The organism is Streptomyces sp. GbtcB7 (genome assembly GCF_019091445.1).
Classification (GTDB): Bacteria; Actinomycetota; Actinomycetes; order Streptomycetales; family Streptomycetaceae; genus Streptomyces; species Streptomyces mirabilis.
Genome location: NZ_JAGXJM010000028.1, coordinates 106,251 through 125,362, shown reverse-complemented (window position 1 = coordinate 125,362; position 19,112 = coordinate 106,251). Strand labels below are relative to the sequence as shown.

The window sequence follows — 19,112 nt, the reverse complement described above, 5'->3', positions numbered from 1 at the left end:
CCGTTCTACACTGCCGACCCAATAGTGCCCTTTTCGGACACGCCGCCCGGGACTCCGCGCGGCGCGCCGGTGCCGGGTGTCGCGCAGTATCGCCCCACTTGCCGCGATTCAGCACCGGTACAGCTTACGTTGTACAACGCGGCAAGGTTCGTCGGGGTGTCCTGCACATCACAACAACACACCGATTGGTGTCAAGATTCCTAAGGCCAGCAGGAGTTGGCGTTTCCTTTGCAGACGCAGGGCCCCGCCGAATCGTTGCGGCGGGGCCCTGGGCGTTACGGACTACTTGCCCGTGAACTTCTCGTACTCCTTGAGGACCTCTTCGGTCGGACCGTCCATCCGCAGCTCACCGCGCTCCAGCCAGAGCACGCGGTCGCAGGTGTCGCGGATCGACTTGTTGTTGTGGCTGACCAGAAACACCGTGCCCGCGCTCTTGCGCAGCTCGCGGATCCGCTGCTCGGAGCGCTTCTGGAAGGAGCGGTCTCCGGTGGCGAGGGCCTCGTCGATCATGAGGACGTCGTGGTCCTTGGCGGCCGCGATGGAGAACCGCAGCCGCGCCGCCATGCCGGAGGAGTAGGTGCGCATCGGCAGGGTGATGAAGTCGCCCTTCTCGTTGATGCCCGAGAAGTCGACGATCTCCTGGTAGCGCTCCCTGATCTGCTCGCGGGACATGCCCATCGCGAGCCCGCCCAATATGACGTTGCGTTCGCCCGTGAGGTCGTTCATCAGGGCGGCGTTCACGCCGAGCAGCGAGGGCTGGCCGTCGGTGTAGACCTTGCCCTTCTCGGCGGGCAGCAGACCGGCGATGGCACGCAGGAGCGTGGACTTGCCGGAGCCGTTGGAGCCGATCAGGCCGATGGCCTCGCCGCGGTAGGCCGTGAAGGAGACGCCCTTGACGGCGTGCACCTTGCGTACGCCCCGCTCCTCGCCGCGCTTGATGATGCGGCTGAGGGCGGCGGTGGCGCTGCCCTTGCCGGTCTTGGCGCCGTTCACGCGGTAGACGATGTGCAGCTCGTCCGCGATCACGGTCGGGATGTGGGAAGTCTGCTCAGCCACGGCCGTACCTCTCTTCCGCCTTCCAGAAGTACACGAACCCGCCGGCGGCGACGACCACGGCCCAGAAGGTGGCGATGACCCAGACATGGGGCGGCAGGTTCGAAGCGCCGTAGCCGTCGATGAGGGCGAAGCGCATCAGGTCCATGTAGATCGCGGCCGGGTTCACCTGGAGCGCGCGGATGAACCACTCGGGCCGTCCGACGAGCATGTTGCTGATGGAGAACATGACGCCCGAGGTGTACATCCAGGTGCGCAGGATGAACGGCATCAGCTGGGCGAGGTCCGGAGTCTTGGCGCCCATGCGCGCCACGATCAGCGCGAGGCCGGTGTTGAAGAGGAACTGCAGCACCAGCACCGGGACGATCAGCAGCCAGGACAGACCCGGCGCGCTGCCGAAACCGATCACCACGACGAACAGCACGATCATCGAGAACAGCAGCTGCTGGAGCTGCTGGAGCGCGAAGGAGATGGGCAGCGAGGCGCGCGGGAAGTGCAGCGCGCGCACCAGCCCCAGGTTGCCCGAGATCGCTCGGACGCCCGCCATGATCGAGCTCTGGGTGAACGTGAAGACGAACACACCGGTCACGAGGAACGGGATGTAGGTGTCGTGCGACATGCCCCGGCTGGCCTTGAGGATCACGCCGAAGATGAAGTAGTACACGGCCGCGTTCAGCAGCGGCGTCGCCACCTGCCACAGCTGGCCGAGCTTGGCCTGGCTGTACTGCGCGGTGAGTTTCGCCTGCGAGAAGGCGAGGATGAAGTGACGCCGCCCCCACAGCTGACGCACGTACTCGACGAGTCCGGGCCGGGCGCCGCTCACCGCGAGCCCGTACTTGGCGGCGATATCGGCCGCGGAGAGCCCGTCATCGGGGGACGGACGGTCGCTCACCGCGACAGCTCCGTCATGCGTTGTCTCACTCACAAATGGAAACTTTCGTCTTCATGATGCGCACGGCCTGGTCGGGCAGGGGCTGAGAGCACGGGACACCGGAGTACGGCGAACGTGCTCCCGGGAACGAGCTTGTCAGATGGCGTAGCCGCTTGTCAGATGACAGGAGGACGACCGAGGCGGGTCAGCCGCCACACCGTACGCCACTTCATGGGACGCCGGGGCCCGCAGGAACTGGTCCAGCCCTCCTTGAAACCGCCGAACCACGCCTTCAGGGCAGGTCCCGAGGGGCGGCGGGCCAGGGTCAGGAGCATCCAGACGCCGAGGTAGACGGGGACGAGCGGCGCGGGAAGGTTTCGGCGCGCGAGCCAGACGCGGTTGCGGGCCACCATGCGGTGGTAGACCGCGTGCCGCGAAGGGGCGGTCGTGGGGTGGTACAGCACCATGTCGGACCGGTAGTCGATCATCCAGCCCGCGTCGAGGGCCCGCCATGCCAGGTCGGTTTCCTCGTGGGCGTAGAAGAACTCGTCCGGAAGTCCGCCGACCTCGGCGAAGACCTTCGTACGGACCGCGTTGGCGCCGCCGAGGAAGGTGGTCACGCGCGAGGAGCGCATCGGGTCGGAGGCGCGCAGCCGCGGTACGTGGCGGCGCTGGGTCTCCTTGGTCTCGGGGTCCGCGATCCGGAAGCTGATGATGCCGAGCTCGCGGTCGGCGGCGAAGGCCCGGCGGCACAGCTCGGCGGTGTCGTGGGTGGCGAGGAGGCCGTCGTCGTCGAGGAAGAGCAGGATGTCGACGTCCGTGCCACCGGGGCCGAAGGCCTCGATGCCCACGTTGCGGCCGCCGGGTATGCCGAGGTTCTCGGGCAGCTCGACCGTGCGTACGCCGTCGGGGACGTCCGGGACGGGCGAGCCGTTGCCGACCACGACCACCTCGACCCGGTCGCCGTCCTGCTTGGCGACGGAGTCCAGCAGGGCTCGGAGTTCGTCGGGGCGGTTGCCCATGGTGATGATGACCGCGCCGACCTTCATCGCCGTACTCACTTCAGCCTGCTGGAGGCGAGGATGGACACGAGGTGCAGCACGGTCTGGAGGATGGCGATGCCGGCCAGGACCGCGACGCCGAGGCGGGTGAAGAACAGGTCTCCGCGCACCGAGTCCACGATGGCCAGCACCAGGATCAGCAGCGACGCCTCGATGCCGAGGACCAGCCGGTGGAACTTCAGCGCGGCGGCGGCCCTGCGGGCCAGCGCCATGCCGGACGAGCGCGGCTCGGACGCCGACTCCTTGACCGGTGGCAGGCCGCCCTGGTGGCGGGCGACGCCGACGAGGTCGGTCTCGGCCTTGATCAGGATCGCGCCGAGGGCCGCCAGGGTGCCGAGGAAGGCCCAGAGCCAGTCGATCCGCCCGGAACCCCAGGGATCGGCGGCGCGCAGGCCGAAGCCCACGAGCACCGCGGCGTCGGTCAGATAGGCACCGACCCGGTCCAGGTAGACCCCGCCGAGCGAGAACTGCTTCTTCCAGCGCGCTATCTCACCGTCGACACAGTCGAGCAGCAGATAGAGCTGGACCATGAGCACGCCGAGCACGGCGCCGGGGATCCCCGGCACCAGCAGGGCCGGGGCGGCGAGCACGCCGAAGACAGTCATCAGGTACGTGAGCTGGTTGGGCGTGATCCTGGTGTTCACCAGGTAGCGGTCGCAGCGCAGCGAGATCTCTCGCATGTACAGGCGTCCCGCCCAATGCTCACCGCTGCGCCGGTCCTTCACCCCTGCGGGATGAACGACGGGGCGGAGTTCAGCTACTGATGGCCTTGGCATAGTCGGAGTAGATGTCCTTGATCTGGTTGGGTTTCAGGTCGAGGTGTTCGAGGATCGTGTACCGGCCCGGCCGGGTCTGCGGAGCGAACTCCACGACCTGTACGAACTCGTCCACGGTGAACCCGATCTCCTCGGGCAGCACCGGCAGCCCGTGCCGGCGCAGCACCTCGGCCGTGTACGCCGACTCCTCGTGCGCCCCCCGCAGGTACATCGCGAAGGCCGCGCCCAGGCCGCACTGCTCGCCGTGGCTGGCCGCGCGCTTGGGGAAGAGGAGGTCGAAGGCGTGGTTGATCTCGTGGCAGGAGCCCGAGGCGGGCCGTGAGTCGCCCGAGATCGACATCGCGATGCCGGTGAGGACCAGCGCCTCGGCCAGCACCTGGAGGAAGCCGTTGTCCCCGATGCCGCCCGGGTGCCGGAGCACCGCCTCGCCGGCCTGGCGGGCCATCGCGGAGGCGAGGCCGTCGATCTTCTCGCCGTTGACGCGGTTGGAGAGTTCCCAGTCCGCGATCGAGTTGATGTTGGAGATCGCGTCGCCGATGCCGGCCCGCACGAAGCGCGCCGGTGCCTCGCGGATCACATCGAGGTCGATGACGACCGCGATCGGGTTCGGCACACCGTAGGAGCCGCGGCCCGCGTCGTTGTCGAGGGTCGCGACGGGCGAGCACAGGCCGTCGTGCGCGAGGTTGGTGGGCACGGCGACCAGCGGGAGGCCGACGCGCGCCGCGGCGAACTTCGCGCAGTCGATGATCTTGCCGCCGCCCAGGCCCACGACCGCGTCGTAGTGGCCGGCCTTGATGGCACCGGCCAGCCGGATCGCGTCGTCGAGGGTGCCGCCGCCGACCTCGTACCAGGTGGCGCCGGGCAGGGCCGGGGCGATCCGCTCGCGCAGCTTCGCGCCGGAGCCGTTGCTCACGGCGACGGCCAGCTTCCCGGAGTGCGAGATCCGCTGGTCGGAGAGCACGCTCGCCAGGTCGTCCAGGGCACCCGGGCGGATGTCGACGACGACCGGGGAGGGGATGAGCCTCGTCAGTACTGGCACGCGATCTCCCGTCCCTTGGCGAGGTCGTCGTGGTTGTCGATCTCGACCCACTTGACGTCACCGATCGGTGCCACGTCGATCTTGAAGCCGCGGTTGACGAGCTCCTGGTAGCCGTGCTCGTAGAACTGCTGCGGGTCCGTCTCCCACACCGTCTTCAGGGCGTCGGTCAGGTCGGCGGCGGCGTCGCCCTCGATGAGGGTGACGCCGATGTACTCGCCGGTGGCCTCGGCGGGCTCCATCAGCTTGGTGATCTTCCGGACGCCCTTGTCGGGGTCGACGACGACCTTCATCTCCTCGTCGGCGAGCTTCTTCACCGTGTCGAGGGCGAGGATGATCCGCTTGCCGTCGCCGCGGGCGGCCAGCAGCGTCTTCTCGACGGAGACCGGGTGCACGGTGTCGCCGTTGGCGAGGATCACACCGTCCTTGAGGGCGTCACGGCCGCACCACAGGGAGTAGGCGTTGTTCCACTCCTCGGCCTTGTCGTTGTCGATGAGGGTGATCTTGAGGCCGTACTTGGCCTCCAGGGCGTCCTTGCGGTCGTACACGGCTTCCTTGCGGTAGCCGACGATGATCCCGACCTCGGTCAGACCGATCTCGGCGAAGTTGCCGAGGGTCAGGTCCAGGACCGTGATGCTGTCCTCTATGCCCGCGGGGCCCACCGGCACGAGAGCCTTTGGGAGGCTGTCGGTGTAGGGACGCAGACGCCGTCCGGCGCCGGCCGCCAGCACGAGGCCGATCATGCGGGTTCTCCTTCATCGTGTACGGCGGGGGCCCCGGAGGACACCCAGAAGCGGATGCTCTCCACGAGCACCAGCAGCGCCACGGCCACGGCGAGCGCCGTGAGCGCGACCTTGAACTGTGCGGCGGTGAGCAGCGCGGCCAGGACGGTGACCAGCAGCGTCCTGCCTTCGTGCCCGCCGATCGCCCGCACCAGCCAGTGCGGGGGGGCTCCGGCGTTGCCGCGGATGCGGTACACCGTGTCGTAGTGATGGTAGGCGACGGCGGCCACCAGGCCGAAAGCCGCGGGTAGTGCTCCGTTCACATCGGCTTTGGCCGCCAGTACCAGAACGGTGAGGTATTCGGCGGCGCGGAAGAAGGGGGGCACCAGCCAGTCGAGGGCGCCCTTGAGGGGGCGGACGACGGCGAGGGCGGACAGGAGCACATAGCCGACGGCGCACAGGACGCTCTGCCACCCCGCGCCCCAGAGCAGGGCCGAGGCCACCACGAGGACGCCGCCGAGGGCGGCACTGACGGGCGCCGCGACACGGACCGTGCCGCGCGCGAGGCGCGCCAGCAGTTCGACGAGCGGTCCGCTGTCCGCGAGGTCCGCCAGCGCCTGCGCCGCCCGGTCCGTGCGCCGGGCCTTGCGGGTGAGCGAGCGCAGTACGCGGCCCGCGGTGGTGTACGTCGCGGCGAACGCGCAGCCGACGAGCAGCGCGTAGAAGGTGATGCGGGGGGTCGTCAGCGCCGTGAGGACGGCGATCATCGCCCATCGTTCGCCGATGGGCAGGACTATCATCCGGCGCACCCAGACCGTCCAGCCGACGCTGTCGAGCTTGTCCGAGAGGGCGGCGGTGGGGCTGGTGTTGGCGGTGGCGTCGTGGTTCGCCTCGTTGAAGGAGAAGTCCACGACGTGCCGACAGGTCTGGAGGATCATCGCGCCGAGCGCCAGGGCCCATACGTCGTCGCCGCCGCGGGCGGCTCCGAGGGCGAGGCCCGCGTAGTAGGCGTACTCCTTGGCGCGGTCGAAGGTCGCGTCCAGCCAGGCGCCGAGCGTCGAGTACTGGAGCGAGTAGCGGGCGAGCTGCCCGTCCGTGCAGTCCAGGACGAAGGAGAACAGGAGCAGCAGCCCGGCCGCGACGAATCCGGCGCGGGTGCCGGTGGCGGCGCAGCCCGCGGCGATCAGCGCGGTGAGCAGGGAGGCGGTGGTGACCTGGTTCGGGGTCAGGCCGCGACGGGCGCACCAGCGGGCGATGTAGCGCGAGTACGGGCTGATGCAGTACGTGGTGAAGAAGCCGTCGCGGGCCTTGACCGCGCTGCGCAGGCGTACGGCCTCGTCGTCCACGGCGGACACGGCCTGCCGGGCCTCGTTGCGCTCCTGCGGGTCGGTGGGGACCGCGGCGACGAGCGTGCCGAGTTCGGGGCGGAACACGGCGACGCCGTCCGCGTCGAGGGCCGCGGTGAGCCGCTCGGCGAGGTTGTCGGTGGCGACGGCGAGGCCGCCGGAGGCGGAGCTCTCACGGGCCACGGCACGGATCAGGGCCCGGCGGGCCTCGGGCTGTACCGATACGGCGCCGGGCAGCGCGGAGGCCGCGAACCGTGGGTCCGTGAGGCCGAGGCGCAGTGCGTGCAGGTGCCCCACGAAGCGGGCGTCGACGACGGCGACCCGCTGGTCCGCCGGTACGGCGGCCAGCAGTGTCTCGGCGTCACCGGCTTCGTCGGCGAGCCGCACGTCGAAGCCGAGCGACCGCAGATCGCTCTCGAGCGACGATCCGGGGACCGGCTGGCCGGTGAGGATGGCGGTCGACAGCGAACTCACTCCCTGGGTGCCGACGCGGCCTCGCGCCGGGCGTGTACGTGGTGGGAAGGCCCCGGCCCCAGGCCCGAGGGGGCTCAGGCCGCTGGGCGGCATGTCGGCAGAGGCTATCGGATGATGAGAAGCGGGCGTTCACCGCCCGTTCACTGCGCGATCAAGCACATCTGCGTACCGCCTCCGCCGCGATCATCATCCGTGATCCGGGGGCCCTGCCACAAACCCGCACTCGCAGAACGCATGATTCACGTCATTGATCACGACATCCCTCCAGACCTTCCCGTAGCGGGGCAGGGCGGTCGGATCGGCGGCCGGCAGCGGCGCCACCTGCGGCGGACCGACATAGGGTGGTCGTCCATGACATGGCTGATCACTGGCGGGGCCGGATACATCGGGGCACACGTGGCGCGGGCGATGGCGGAGGCCGGGGAGCGCGTCGTCGCCCTCGACGACCTCTCGGCCGGGGTTCCGAACCGGCTCCCGGAGAGCATTCCACTGGTGCAGGGCTCGTCGCTGGACGGGGACCTGCTCAAGCGGGTCCTCGCGGAGCACGCGGTGACGGGTGTGGTGCATCTCGCCGCGCGCAAGCAGGTCGGCGAGTCCGTGGCCCAGCCGACGCGCTACTACCAGGAGAACGTGGGCGGGCTCGCGACGCTCCTGGAGGCGGTCGCCGGGGCCGGCGTCGAGCGCTTCGTCTTCTCCTCGTCCGCCGCCGTCTACGGCAACCCGGATGTGGACCTCATCACGGAGGACACCCCCTGCGCGCCGATGAGCCCGTACGGCGAGACGAAGCTCGCCGGGGAGTGGCTGGTCCGCGCGGCGGGCCGGGCCCACGGCATCGCGACCGTGTGCCTGCGCTACTTCAACGTGGCGGGTGCGGCCACGCCCGAGCTGGCCGACACCGGCGTGTTCAACGTGATCCCGATGGTCTTCGACCGCCTCACCCGCGACGAGGCCCCGCGGATCTTCGGCGACGACTACCCGACGCCGGACGGGACCTGCGTCCGTGACTACATCCACGTCGCCGACCTCGCCGAGGCGCACCTCGCGGCGGCCCGGCGGCTGGCCGGTGGCGCGACGGGCGACCTCACGGCGAACATCGGCCGCGGCGAAGGGGTCTCGGTACGAGAACTGCTCACGCTGATCGGCGAGGTCAGCGGGGACACCCGGCGACCGGTCGTCGAGCCGCGCCGACCAGGGGACGCGCCGCGCGCGGTCGCCTCGGCCGACCTGGCCGCGCGGGAACTCGACTGGAACGCGCGGCGCGGGGTCCGGGAGATGGTGGAGTCGGCGTGGCAGGGGTGGGTGCTGCACCACCCCGGGGCACTGGATCAACGATCTTGACCATGCTCTGACCTGCGGATCGTTTCCGCAGGTCAGAGCATATGACAACGGTGTTCAGTGCCGCGTTGCCCGATACCCCCCACCCGTAGTTCACTGTGATCCCGGGCAGAGCACAGGAGGCGGCTTCCATGGGGGCTGGACACGATCACGGGCACGCCCACGGCGCGCCCACCACCGGCACGGCGGCAGCCGCGTACCGCGGGAGACTGCGGGTCGCGCTGTCGATCACGCTCACCGTGATGGTGGTCGAGCTCGTCGGCGGACTCATGGCCGATTCCCTCGCGCTCGTCGCCGACGCGGCGCACATGGCGACGGACGCGGTGGGGCTGGGCATGGCGCTCCTCGCGATCCACTTCGCCAACCGGCCGCCCAGCGGCAACCGCACGTTCGGCTACGCGCGGGCCGAGATCCTCGCCGCGCTCGCCAACTGTCTGCTGCTGCTCGGTGTCGGCGGCTACGTCCTGTACGAGGCGATCCACCGCTTCGTGACACCCGCGGACACCGAGGGCGGTCTGACCATCGTCTTCGGTCTGATCGGTCTGGTCGCGAACACGATCTCGCTCACGCTGCTGATGCGCGGCCAGAAGGACAGCCTGAACGTGCGCGGCGCCTTCCTGGAGGTGGTCGCGGACGCACTGGGTTCGGTGGCGGTGATCATCTCCGCCGTGGTGATCATGACCACCGGCTGGCAGGCGGCCGACCCGATCGCCTCGATCCTCATCAGCATCATGATCGTCCCGCGCACCTGGAAGCTGCTCCACGAGACGCTCGACGTGCTCCTGGAGGCGGCGCCCAAGAACGTCGACATGGCGGAGGTGCGCGCCCACGTCCTGGCCCTGCCCGGCGTCGAGGACGTGCACGACCTGCACGCCTGGACCATCACGTCGGGCATGCCGGTCCTCTCCGCCCATGTGGTCGTCAGCTCCGAGGTCCTGAACGCCATCGGCCACGAGAAGATGCTCCACGAGCTCCAGGGCTGTCTGGGCCACCACTTCGACGTGGAGCACTGCACCTTCCAGCTGGAACCGAGCGGGCACGCGGAGCACGAGGCGAAGCTCTGCCACTGAGAGGCTCCATCGGGAGGCTCTTGATCCAGCGGGCCCTCAAGAGGGTCTGGATCCAGCGGGCTCTTAATTCGCGGGTGCGGTCGGCGGCTCCGGTGCTAGCGTGGCCGCCGATCCGAGGAAGAGGTGGGTTGATGACTGTCGCGTTCGGTGCCGCTGCGTGCGGCGACAGGTGCGTCCCCATCCTCCGGGTCCACGGCTGACCCACGCCGAGCGGCGTGCGCGGCGGCCCGGCCCCCGCAACCAAAGGTTTCCCACGTTGTCCGAGCATCACGACTCGTCCGACCGCGACGCCCGCCACGAGGCCTTCTTCACCCTGCGTCACCGACTGCCCCGGCAGGGCCCCGGCTCCGACGCCACCACCCGTCACCTCCTCTCACTCGCGGGCCCGCTGCCCGCCCGTCCCCGCGTGCTCGACCTGGGCTGCGGCCCCGGCCGCTCGGCGCTGCTCCTGGCCGCCGAGGCCGCGGCCGAGGTGACGGCCGTCGACCTGCACGAACCGTTCCTCGACGAACTGCGGACGGCCGCCGAGGCCCGAGGTCTCACCGCCTCGATCGACACCGTCAACGGGGACATGGGAGATCTCACCCACCCCGACGGCTCGTTCGACCTGGTCTGGGCCGAGGGCTCGGCCTATCTGATCGGTTTCGACACCGCCCTGCGCCACTGGCGGCGGCTGCTCGCCCCCGGCGGCACGCTGGTCCTCACCCAGTGCGTGTGGACCACCGACACGCCGTCCGACCAGGCCCGCGCGTTCTGGGAGGACGACTCGTTGCGCACGACCGACCAGGACACCCGGGTCGCGCGCGACGCCGGGTACTCCGTACTGGGGGTGTACCTCCAGCCGGAGTCCGACTGGGACGAGTACTACGACGCGCTCGGCGTCCACGCCGACGTGGCCGATGTCACCAGGCCCGGCATGGCCGCGGCGGTGGCGGGCGCCCGGGCGGAGATCGCCATGCGCCGCGAGCACGGGAGGGAGTACGGCTACGTGGGCTATGTCCTGCGTCCGGTCACCGTCGGCGCCTGACGCGTCCCGTCCCGCCCGGTGCCCGCGTCGGCGCCTGCGTCCGTCGCCGTACGGCGGGTGCGCCGCGCACCGGGGTGGACCGGCCGCGGACTACGCCATCCGGCCCGGGTTCGGCGGGCCGGACGAGCACCGGCTCCGGGGGTCCGGGCGAACACCTGATGGCCCCTGTCCTGGACGGTTCCCCGTCCGTGGCACCGGGCACGATCAAGTGTCCGGCCGCTTTCGGTGACCGACGGACGTCGGCCGCGTGTCCCGCTCCGGGCTCCCGGAGCGGGACATGCGGGGAGCCGCGAAGTGCCGGGAGTGCCGGTTTCGTACGGCAGACTTGGGGCTCGAAGACCGATGCGAAGGATGGGTATGCCGATCACACCTGCCACCGCGACGCACAGTTCGTCGAACGGCACCGTTGAAGCGATCTTGCTCGAGCTGGTCGACGAGGACGGCAACACGATCGGCACGGCGGAGAAGCTCGCCGCCCATCAGCCACCGGGACAGCTGCACCGGGCCTTCTCCGTGTTCCTCTTCGACGAGCACGGCAGGCTGCTGCTCCAGCAGCGCGCCCTGGGCAAGTACCACTCCCCCGGTGTCTGGTCCAACACCTGCTGCGGCCACCCCTACCCCGCCGAGGCGCCCTTCGCGGCGGCGGCCCGGCGGACGTACGAGGAGCTCGGCGTCTCGCCCTCGCTGCTCGCGGAGGCGGGCACGGTCCGCTACAACCACCCGGACCCGGAGTCGGGCCTGGTGGAGCAGGAGTACAACCACCTCTTCGTCGGCATGGTGCAGTCGTCGCTGCACCCCGATCCGGAGGAGGTCGGGGACACCGCGTTCGTGACCGCCGCCGAGCTCATGGAGCGGCACGCGAAGGACCCCTTCTCGGCATGGTTCATGACGGTCCTGGACGCGGCCCGTCCGGCGATCAGGGAGCTGACGGGCCCGTCCGCCGGCTGGTGACGAGCCCGTCCTCGCGAAAACTCCCCGAGAGCGCCAAGCCCTAGACGATGCTCACAGTGAGCGGCAGGGCAGCCCAGATCACCTTGCCGCCACTCGCCGTGTGCTCGACGTCGCACACCCCGCCCGACTCCCTGGCGACCTCCCGTACCAGCAGCAGCCCACGGCCGCCGGTCTGGCCGTGGTCGGCCTCCAGGGCGGTGGGACGGTAAGGGTGGTTGTCCTCCACCGAGACCCGCACCCACTCGGCTCCCACGGCCACCTCCACGGCGAGCATCGGGGACAGTAGTGCCGCGTGCCGTACGGCGTTCGTGACCAGTTCGGAGACGATCAGCAAAAGCCCGTGGACGAGGTCGTCCGAGACGGGCACTTGTTGACGGAAGAGCAGGTCACGAACGGCGTGTCGTGCCTGCGGAACCGAGGCGTCGATGGCGGGAGCGGTGAACCGCCACACCCCCTCGTACGGCAGCGGACCCGGCGGTCTCCGATCGGGAGGCACATCCCCGGCGCCTTCAGGGCGGGAGTCGAACCCCCGCCCGTGGTTCTCCATCGTCCGGTCGCCACCCTTGCGCTCGATTGTCACCACACGTCGAGTGTTGGTAACGCGCTGGTCCGGACCGCATCCCTGAACAGAATTCAGCGACTATCGACGACTTCTGACCGTTGACGCATGGCGCGGTCGACCGCGCGACCACTCCTGTCCGTGTGGTGTCTGCTTCGAGAACTATTCGGGTTGTACGGGTTGGGCGCCGGGCTCGCCCGTTTCGTCCGTCACCGGCCGCGCCCCGAGACCAGATGTACGATGCGCCGCCCGCCGAAGCCGGTGGCGATCAGGCCCAGCCCGTCGAAGAGCAGCGCGAGCGAGAAGAAGCAGCCGATGACGTACTTGCTGCTGCTCGGCCAGTTGTCCAGCACCAGGATGCCGAGGAGCAGGTCGAAGGCGCCCTGCAGGAGGGTCCAGCCGAACTGCGCACCGCGCACCACGAGGCTGCCGACCACCCGGAACACCCCGCCGGTCAGGAACAGCAGGGCCGCGAACATGGTGAGCGCCTCGGCCGCCGCGTCCGGGCGGCGGATCACCACCACTCCGGCCGCGATGTTCAGGGCCGCGACCACCACCCCGAGCCAGAAGAAGTTGGTGCCGCGGGCCTGGACGGCGTGCAGCAGTCCGACCGCGCCGCCGATGAGCAGCAGCCAGCCGAACAGGATCATCGAGGTCAGGGTCGCCACGCCGGTGTAGACGAGCCCGACGAGCCCCGCGATCACCAGGATCACGCCGAACGCGGCGGTCCAGCTGAAGCCGCGGGTCAGTTTCGTGGTCGCGTCGCTCGGCGCCCTGTCCTTGGTCCCGGCCATCAGCGCCTCCTCGCGCCCGGCCCCTTCTTGATCGTACGTTCGAGGGTTGCGGATAGCATCCGGCGTATGGAGCCGCAGCTGCTGCACAGCGTGGGCGACGGGGTCGCCACCGTCGTCATTCACCACCCGGCCAAGCGCAACGCCATGACGGCCGGCATGTGGAGGGCGCTGCCGCCCCTGCTCGACGGGCTCGCCGCCGACCCGGACGTCCGCGTCCTCGTGCTCACCGGCGAGGGCGGCACCTTCTGCGCGGGGGCCGACATCTCGACGCTTCGGGGCTCCTCGGACGAGGCACAGGGGCTCGCCGTGAACGCCGAGGAGGCGCTCGCCGCGTTCCCCAAACCGACGCTCGCGGCGATCCGCGGGTACTGCGTCGGCGGCGGCTCCCAGCTCGCGGCAGCCTGCGATCTGCGGTTCGCGGAGGAGGGCGCGCGATTCGGAGTGACGCCGGCCAAGCTGGGGATCGTCTACGCGGCCTCGGCCACCCGGCGGCTGGTGTCGCTGGTGGGTCCGGCGACCGCCAAGTACCTGCTGTTCTCGGGCGAGCTGATCGACACCGAACGGGCGCTGCGCACGGGTCTGGTGGACGAGGTGCTGCCCGAGGACGAACTCGACAAGCGGGTCGGGGAGTTCACCCGCGTCCTGGCCGCGCGGTCATTGCTGACGCAGGCGTCCGCGAAGGAATTCGCCCATGGGCGGACCGACCGGGACGCGTACTGGGCCGAGCAGGCGCGCGGGAGCGACGACACCGCGGAGGGCGTCGCCGCGTTCCTGGAGCGCCGGCCGCCGCGCTTCACCTGGACCACGCCGGCGTCCACCGCGACCGCTCCGCCGTCCAGCGCGACTACTCCATGATGAAGCGGCTCTTCGCCCGGAACTCCGCCACGAGATGTGCGGGAGCCTTCTGGGGCGACCCGGCGTCGTAGGGCGGCTGCGGGTCGTACTCCGTCAGCAGCTGTACGGCCTGTGCGTGTTCGTCGCCCGCGATCCGTCCGAGCAGGGCGAGCCCCATGTCGATGCCGGACGACACGCCGGCCGCGGTGACGTACTTCCCGTCGAACACCACCCGCTCTCCGGTCGGCTCGGCACCGAACCGTTTGAGGTGGTCGAGGGCCAGCCAGTGCGAGGTGGCTCGGCGGCCCTCGAGCAGCCCCGCGGCGGCCAGCAGCAGGGAGCCGGTGCACACGGAGGTCGTCCAGATGCTCGTGGCGTCGGCGGCACGCAGCCAGTCCAGCAGGACCCGGTTGTCCATCTGCGGGGTCTGGCCCGGTCCACCGGGGACCACGACGATGTCCGGGCACGGCACCTCGGCCAGGGTCCTGTCGGCGGTCAGAGCCAGGTTGCCGCTCTCGTTGCGAACGGGGCCGGTGTGCTCGGCGACGAAGACGGTCTCCGCGTCGGGCAGGCGGCCGAGGGTCTCGTAGGGTCCCACGGCGTCCAGGGCGGTGAAGCGGTCGAAGAGGACGATGGCGATCTGCATCGGGTTCCTTTCCACGGCTGGGTGGGGCAGCGACGTCAGGTACGGGCTGGTCGACGGGTGGGGCTCGTCACCGGGTGGGGGCGGGGCGGAAGCGGCGCCGGTACTCCGCCGGTGCCGTGCCGAGCGTCTTCACGAAGGCACGGCGCATCGCCTCGGGGGTGCCGTAGCCGCAGGCGCGGGAGATCCCCTCGACTCCGTCGGCGGTGTCCTCCAGGAGCCGCCGGGCGTGTTCGAGGCGGACGCGGTCGACGTACCGGCCCGGGGTCATGCCCGTCTCGGTCTGGAAGGCGCGGGCGAAGTGCCGGGGCGAGAGCCGGGCGCGGACGGCGAGCGACTCGACGGACAGGTCGTCGCCGGGGTGCTCGATGATCCACTGCTGGACCTCGCGGAGCGGTTCGCGCCGCGCCGTCTGTGCGGCCAGCTGGGCGCTGAACTGGGCCTGGTTGCCCGGGCGCCGCAGGAAGACGACGAGGTGGCGGGCGACCGTCAGGGCCGCCTCCCGGCCGAGGTCCTCCTCCACGAGCGCGAGGGCGAGGTCGATGCCGGAGGTGACGCCGGCCGAGGTGGACACCTGTCCGTCCCGCACGTAGATGGGGTCGGGGTCGACCTCGACGGCCGGGTGGTCACGGGCGAGCTTGTCGCAGTACGCCCAGTGGGTCGTCGCGCGGCGGCCGTCCAGGAGGCCCGCCTCGGCGAGCGGGATGGCGCCGGTGCAGACGGAGACCAGGCGCTCGGCGCGCGGCCCGTGCGCGCGCAGCCAGTCGGTCAGCCGGGGGTCGGGGCGCCGGGTGCCCCGGCCGCCCGGGACCAGCAGGGTGTGCGGGGCGGGCGCGTCGGCGAGGGTGTGGTCCGGGACGAGGGTGAGGCCGCTGGTCGTGCGTACGGGTGCGCCGTCCAGGGAGGCCGTGTGGATGCGGTACGAGCCGCCGCGGAAGGCCTCGGCGCCCGCGAAGACCTCCACGGGGCCCGTGACGTCGAGGCTCTGCACATCGTCGAAGAGGACGACCAGGACGGTTCGCATGGTCTCGATTCTTGGCGGGCGGGGTGATGGCCGCAATGACGAGTACCCCACCTTTCCTGCCATCACCCCTCCCGCCTTCCCCGCGTACCGACCAGTCGGTAACCTTCGGGCATGACCACACCTCTGCCGGAGCGCGCCGGGCGGCGCTGCCACAACGTCCTCAACCCGCTGCACTCGACGCACTACTTCTCGCCGGATCTGGGACGGGAGCTGGCCGACGTCGGGATCGAGGACAGCAACGGCGCGTACTTCGCCGTGCGGGCCGCGGCCATGGGGCCGGTGGGTCCCGGCACGGTGACGGCGACGTTCTACAACTTCCGCCACGAGCTGGTGGCCCGGCATGTGCCCGAGGTGTGGAAGAAGGCCTCCCCGGAGACCGTCCTCGCGGCACGCGCGCGTGCCGTCGACGCGACCTGGCGCCGGCTCCTCGGCGAGGACGTCCTCGCCTCCAAGGAGGTCGCCGAGGCGGCGGAGCTCGCCCTGCGGGCCGCGGAGGCCTGCACCAGGACCGCGCGTCCGCTGTACGCGGCGCACGCCGACCTGCCCGTGCCCGACGCGCCGCACCTCGCCCTCTGGCACGGCGCCACGCTGCTGCGCGAGCACCGGGGCGACGGTCACCTCGCGGCGCTGCTCGACGCGGAACTCGACCCGGTCGAGGCTCTGGTGAGCCACACCGCGACCGGCAAGGGCATGGCCCCGAAGTGGGCACTGGGCACGCGCGGCTGGTCGCGGGCGCACTGGGACACGGCGGTCGAACGGCTGCGCGAGCGCGGACTGCTCGACTCGGAGGGCGAGTTGACCGAGGCGGGGGTGGCCCTGCGCAAGGAGATCGAGGACCGCACGGACCGGCTGGACCGTGCCCCGTACGAGCATCTGGGCGCCGCGGGCGTGGAGCGCCTGACCGAGCTGGCGCGGGGCATCCTGATGCGGGCGCTGGCGGCCGGCGCGTTCCCCGAGGGCATGACCGGCAAGGGCTGACAGCGCCGATCGGCGCCCTGATCCCCCGTTGTCGGTGTCACCTGCCACAATTGCCGCGCAACCTCAGTGGAGAAGGCGGTACGGGATCGTGACGACACCCCTCGTAGGGTCCATCGAAGGCAGGATCGCCGAGGAGCTCGGCGTACGGGAGCGGCAGGTCAAGGCCGCCGTCGACTTGCTCGACGGCGGGTCGACGGTGCCCTTCATCGCCCGCTACCGCAAGGAAGCGACCGAGATGCTCGACGATGCGCAGCTGCGCACCCTCGAGGAGCGGCTGCGCTATCTGCGGGAGCTGGAGGAGCGGCGCACGGCGATCCTCGAATCGGTGCGCGAGCAGGGCAAGCTCACCGAGGAGGTCGAGGCGCAGATCCGGGGCGCCGAGACGAAGGCGCGGCTCGAGGACATCTATCTGCCGTTCAAGCCGAAGCGGCGCACGAAGGCGCAGATCGCGCGCGAGGCGGGCCTGGAGCCGCTGGCCGAGGGCCTGCTCGGCGACCCGTCGGTCGACCCGCTCGCCGCGGCGACGGCGTTCGTCGACGCGGACAAGGGCGTCGCCGACCCGCAGGCCGCGCTGGACGGCGCCCGGTCGATCCTCACGGAGCGGTTCTCGGAGGACGCCGACCTGATCGGCGAGCTGCGCGAGCGCATGTGGGTGCGCGGGCGTCTGGCCGCCAAGGTGCGGGACGGCAAGGAGGAGGCGGGCGCCAAGTTCGCCGACTACTTCGACTTCGCCGAGCCCTTCAAGGAGCTGCCCTCGCACCGCGTCCTCGCCATGCTGCGCGGTGAGAAGGAGGAGGTCCTCGATCTCGTCCTGGAGCCCGAGGAGCCCTCCGAGCAGCCCGGTCCCTCCTCGTACGAGGGAATCGTCGCCCACCGCTTCCAGATCGCCGACCGCGGCCGTCCCGGCGACAAGTGGCTCACGGACACCGTCCGCTGGGCCTGGCGCACCCGCATCCTCGTGCACCTCGGCATCGACCTGCGCCTTCGGCTGCGCACGGCCGCCGAGGACGAGGCGGTGAACGTCTTCGCGGCGAACCTGCGGGACCTGCTGCTCGCCGCCCCGGCGGGCACCCGCGCGACGCTGGGCCTCGACCCCGGTTTCCGTACGGGTGTCAAGGTCGCCGTGGTGGACGCGACCGGCAAGGTCGTGGCGACGGACGTCATCTACCCGCACGTCCCGGCCAACAAGTGGGACGAGGCCATCGCCAAGCTCGCCCGCCTCGCCAAGGAGCACGTGGTCGAGCTGATCGCGATCGGAAACGGCACAGCGTCCCGCGAGACCGACAAGCTCGCCGGTGAACTCATCACCAAGCACCCGGAGTTGAACCTCACCAAGGTGATGGTGTCCGAGGCGGGGGCGTCGGTGTACTCGGCGTCCGCGTTCGCCTCGCAGGAGCTGCCCGACATGGACGTGTCGCTGCGCGGCGCCGTCTCCATCGCGCGCCGCCTCCAGGACCCGCTGGCCGAGCTGGTGAAGATCGACCCGAAGTCCATCGGCGTCGGGCAGTACCAGCACGACCTGTCCGAGGTGAAGCTCTCCCGGTCCCTGGACGCGGTGGTCGAGGACTGTGTGAACGGCGTGGGCGTGGACGTGAACACGGCCTCCGCCCCGCTGCTCGCCCGCGTCTCCGGGATCACCTCCGGGCTCGCGGAGAACATCGTGGCGCACCGCGACGCCAACGGCCCCTTCACCTCCCGTACCACCCTCAAGAACGTGGCCCGGCTCGGCCCGAAGGCGTACGAGCAGTGCGCGGGCTTCCTGCGCATCCGGGGCGGGGACGACCCGCTGGACGCGTCCAGCGTGCACCCGGAGGCGTACCCCGTGGTGCGGCGGATGGTGAAGACGGCGGGCAGCGAGGTCGCCTCCCTGATCGGCAACACCGGTGTGCTGCGTTCGCTCAGGCCGACCGACTTCGTGGACGAGACGTTCGGTCTGCCGACCGTCACGGACATCCTGAAGGAGCTGGAGAAGCCCGGGCGCGACCCGCGGCCCGCCTTCAAGACGGCCACCTTCAAGGAGGGCGTCGAGAAGATCTCCGACCTGGCCTCCGGGATGGTGCTCGAAGGGGTCGTCACGAACGTGGCCGCGTTCGGGGCCTTCGTGGACATCGGCGTCCACCAGGACGGTCTGGTGCATGTCTCGGCGATGTCGAAGACGTTCGTGAAGGACCCGCGCGATGTGGTGAAGCCGGGTGACATCGTCAAGGTGAAGGTGCTCGAGATCGACATCCCGCGCAAGCGGATCTCTCTCACGCTGCGGCTCGACGACGAGGCGACTCCGTCGGATCAGCAGGGTGGGGGTGGGCGTCCGCAGCGGGGTGGGCGGCCTCCGCAGCAGCGCCAGCAGCAGCGTCAGCCGCGGGGCGGGGCGGGCGGAGGCGGCGGTTCGCGGCAGGCCGCTCCGCCGCCGGCCAACAGTGCGATGGCCGACGCGCTGCGACGCGCCGGGTTGGTGGACCCGAAGAAAGGCCGTCGTTGAACTGCGCGTAGGTCGTGGCTGGTCGCGCAGTTCCCCGCGCCCCCAAGGGGGCGCGGCACTGGGCCCACGCTCCTAGAGT

Annotated in this window: 17 protein-coding genes and 1 pseudogene; 7 read left to right on the top strand and 11 right to left on the bottom strand. The window is 70.7% G+C overall.

What is annotated here, in order from left to right:
* Positions 1-282: 282 nt before the first annotated feature.
* From KVT44_RS37625 to KVT44_RS37595, 7 genes are all read right to left on the bottom strand, one after another.
* The gene (locus KVT44_RS37625; RefSeq protein WP_099919499.1) at positions 283-1,056 is read right to left on the bottom strand and encodes an ABC transporter ATP-binding protein; all 774 of its coding nucleotides are present in this window, start codon (positions 1,054-1,056) and stop codon (positions 283-285) included.
* Entirely contained in the window at positions 1,049-1,978 is a 930-nt protein-coding gene (locus KVT44_RS37620; protein ID WP_099919500.1) for an ABC transporter permease, read from the bottom strand. Before KVT44_RS37620 ends, KVT44_RS37625 begins: the two co-directional genes overlap by 8 nt.
* Before the next feature lie 122 nt (positions 1,979-2,100).
* Positions 2,101-2,985, bottom strand: coding sequence for a glycosyltransferase family 2 protein (locus KVT44_RS37615; protein WP_190168310.1), 885 nt, complete (start codon positions 2,983-2,985; stop codon positions 2,101-2,103).
* The gene (locus KVT44_RS37610; protein ID WP_075030359.1) at positions 2,982-3,761 is read right to left on the bottom strand and encodes a CDP-alcohol phosphatidyltransferase family protein; all 780 of its coding nucleotides are present in this window, start codon (positions 3,759-3,761) and stop codon (positions 2,982-2,984) included. The genes KVT44_RS37615 and KVT44_RS37610 overlap by 4 nt, the downstream gene beginning before the upstream one ends.
* Positions 3,739-4,800: an iron-containing alcohol dehydrogenase family protein gene (locus tag KVT44_RS37605; RefSeq protein WP_217572002.1), complete on the bottom strand. Its 1,062-nt coding sequence runs from the start codon at positions 4,798-4,800 to the stop codon at positions 3,739-3,741. Before KVT44_RS37605 ends, KVT44_RS37610 begins: the two co-directional genes overlap by 23 nt.
* Positions 4,788-5,540, bottom strand: a complete 753-nt coding sequence (locus KVT44_RS37600) for a sugar phosphate nucleotidyltransferase (protein WP_190168309.1) — start codon at positions 5,538-5,540, stop codon at positions 4,788-4,790. The genes KVT44_RS37605 and KVT44_RS37600 overlap by 13 nt, the downstream gene beginning before the upstream one ends.
* Positions 5,537-7,330, bottom strand: coding sequence for a DUF5941 domain-containing protein (locus tag KVT44_RS37595; protein ID WP_217572040.1), 1,794 nt, complete (start codon positions 7,328-7,330; stop codon positions 5,537-5,539). Before KVT44_RS37595 ends, KVT44_RS37600 begins: the two co-directional genes overlap by 4 nt.
* Before the next feature lie 360 nt (positions 7,331-7,690).
* Here KVT44_RS37595 and galE point away from each other — a divergent pair, with 360 nt between their 5' ends.
* The 4 genes and pseudogenes from galE (at position 7,691) to idi (ending at position 11,722) form a co-directional block, all read left to right on the top strand.
* A complete protein-coding gene (galE, locus tag KVT44_RS37590) occupies positions 7,691-8,677 on the top strand; it encodes a UDP-glucose 4-epimerase GalE (RefSeq protein ID WP_099919504.1) in 987 nt (328 codons plus the stop codon).
* A 128-nt stretch (positions 8,678-8,805) separates the two neighbouring features.
* Positions 8,806-9,744: a cation diffusion facilitator family transporter gene (locus tag KVT44_RS37585; protein ID WP_099919505.1), complete on the top strand. Its 939-nt coding sequence runs from the start codon at positions 8,806-8,808 to the stop codon at positions 9,742-9,744.
* A gap of 256 nt (positions 9,745-10,000) precedes the next feature.
* Positions 10,001-10,753: pseudogene (locus KVT44_RS37580) on the top strand (class I SAM-dependent methyltransferase); the annotation flags it as partial.
* Between the two features lie 375 nt (positions 10,754-11,128).
* Positions 11,129-11,722: an isopentenyl-diphosphate Delta-isomerase gene (gene idi / locus KVT44_RS37575; RefSeq protein WP_054232743.1), complete on the top strand. Its 594-nt coding sequence runs from the start codon at positions 11,129-11,131 to the stop codon at positions 11,720-11,722.
* Positions 11,723-11,762: 40 nt separating this feature from the next.
* Here the strand turns inward: idi and KVT44_RS37570 are convergent, their stop codons facing one another.
* Both KVT44_RS37570 and KVT44_RS37565 read right to left on the bottom strand, forming a co-directional pair.
* Positions 11,763-12,269, bottom strand: coding sequence for an ATP-binding protein (locus KVT44_RS37570; RefSeq protein ID WP_190168511.1), 507 nt, complete (start codon positions 12,267-12,269; stop codon positions 11,763-11,765).
* Positions 12,270-12,490: 221 nt separating this feature from the next.
* The gene (locus KVT44_RS37565; protein ID WP_099919507.1) at positions 12,491-13,075 is read right to left on the bottom strand and encodes an HdeD family acid-resistance protein; all 585 of its coding nucleotides are present in this window, start codon (positions 13,073-13,075) and stop codon (positions 12,491-12,493) included.
* Between the two features lie 66 nt (positions 13,076-13,141).
* On the opposite strand from KVT44_RS37565, the gene KVT44_RS37560 reads away from it, so the two are divergent.
* Positions 13,142-13,930 (top strand): enoyl-CoA hydratase/isomerase family protein, encoded by a 789-nt coding sequence (locus KVT44_RS37560; protein WP_217571998.1) that lies wholly within the window; start codon positions 13,142-13,144, stop codon positions 13,928-13,930.
* Here KVT44_RS37560 and KVT44_RS37555 read toward each other — a convergent pair.
* Positions 13,920-14,555: a DJ-1/PfpI family protein gene (locus tag KVT44_RS37555; protein ID WP_217571996.1), complete on the bottom strand. Its 636-nt coding sequence runs from the start codon at positions 14,553-14,555 to the stop codon at positions 13,920-13,922. The two genes, KVT44_RS37560 and KVT44_RS37555, sit on opposite strands and share 11 nt — an antisense overlap.
* 67 nt (positions 14,556-14,622) lie before the next feature.
* Complete coding sequence (locus KVT44_RS37550; protein WP_217571994.1) at positions 14,623-15,576, bottom strand: GlxA family transcriptional regulator; 954 nt, start codon at positions 15,574-15,576, stop codon at positions 14,623-14,625.
* Between the two features lie 111 nt (positions 15,577-15,687).
* Here KVT44_RS37550 and KVT44_RS37545 point away from each other — a divergent pair, with 111 nt between their 5' ends.
* Both KVT44_RS37545 and KVT44_RS37540 read left to right on the top strand, forming a co-directional pair.
* A complete protein-coding gene (locus KVT44_RS37545) occupies positions 15,688-16,554 on the top strand; it encodes a hypothetical protein (protein WP_217571992.1) in 867 nt (288 codons plus the stop codon).
* Between the two features lie 88 nt (positions 16,555-16,642).
* Positions 16,643-19,033 (top strand): Tex family protein, encoded by a 2,391-nt coding sequence (locus KVT44_RS37540; protein WP_217571990.1) that lies wholly within the window; start codon positions 16,643-16,645, stop codon positions 19,031-19,033.
* Positions 19,034-19,112 lie beyond the last annotated feature (79 nt).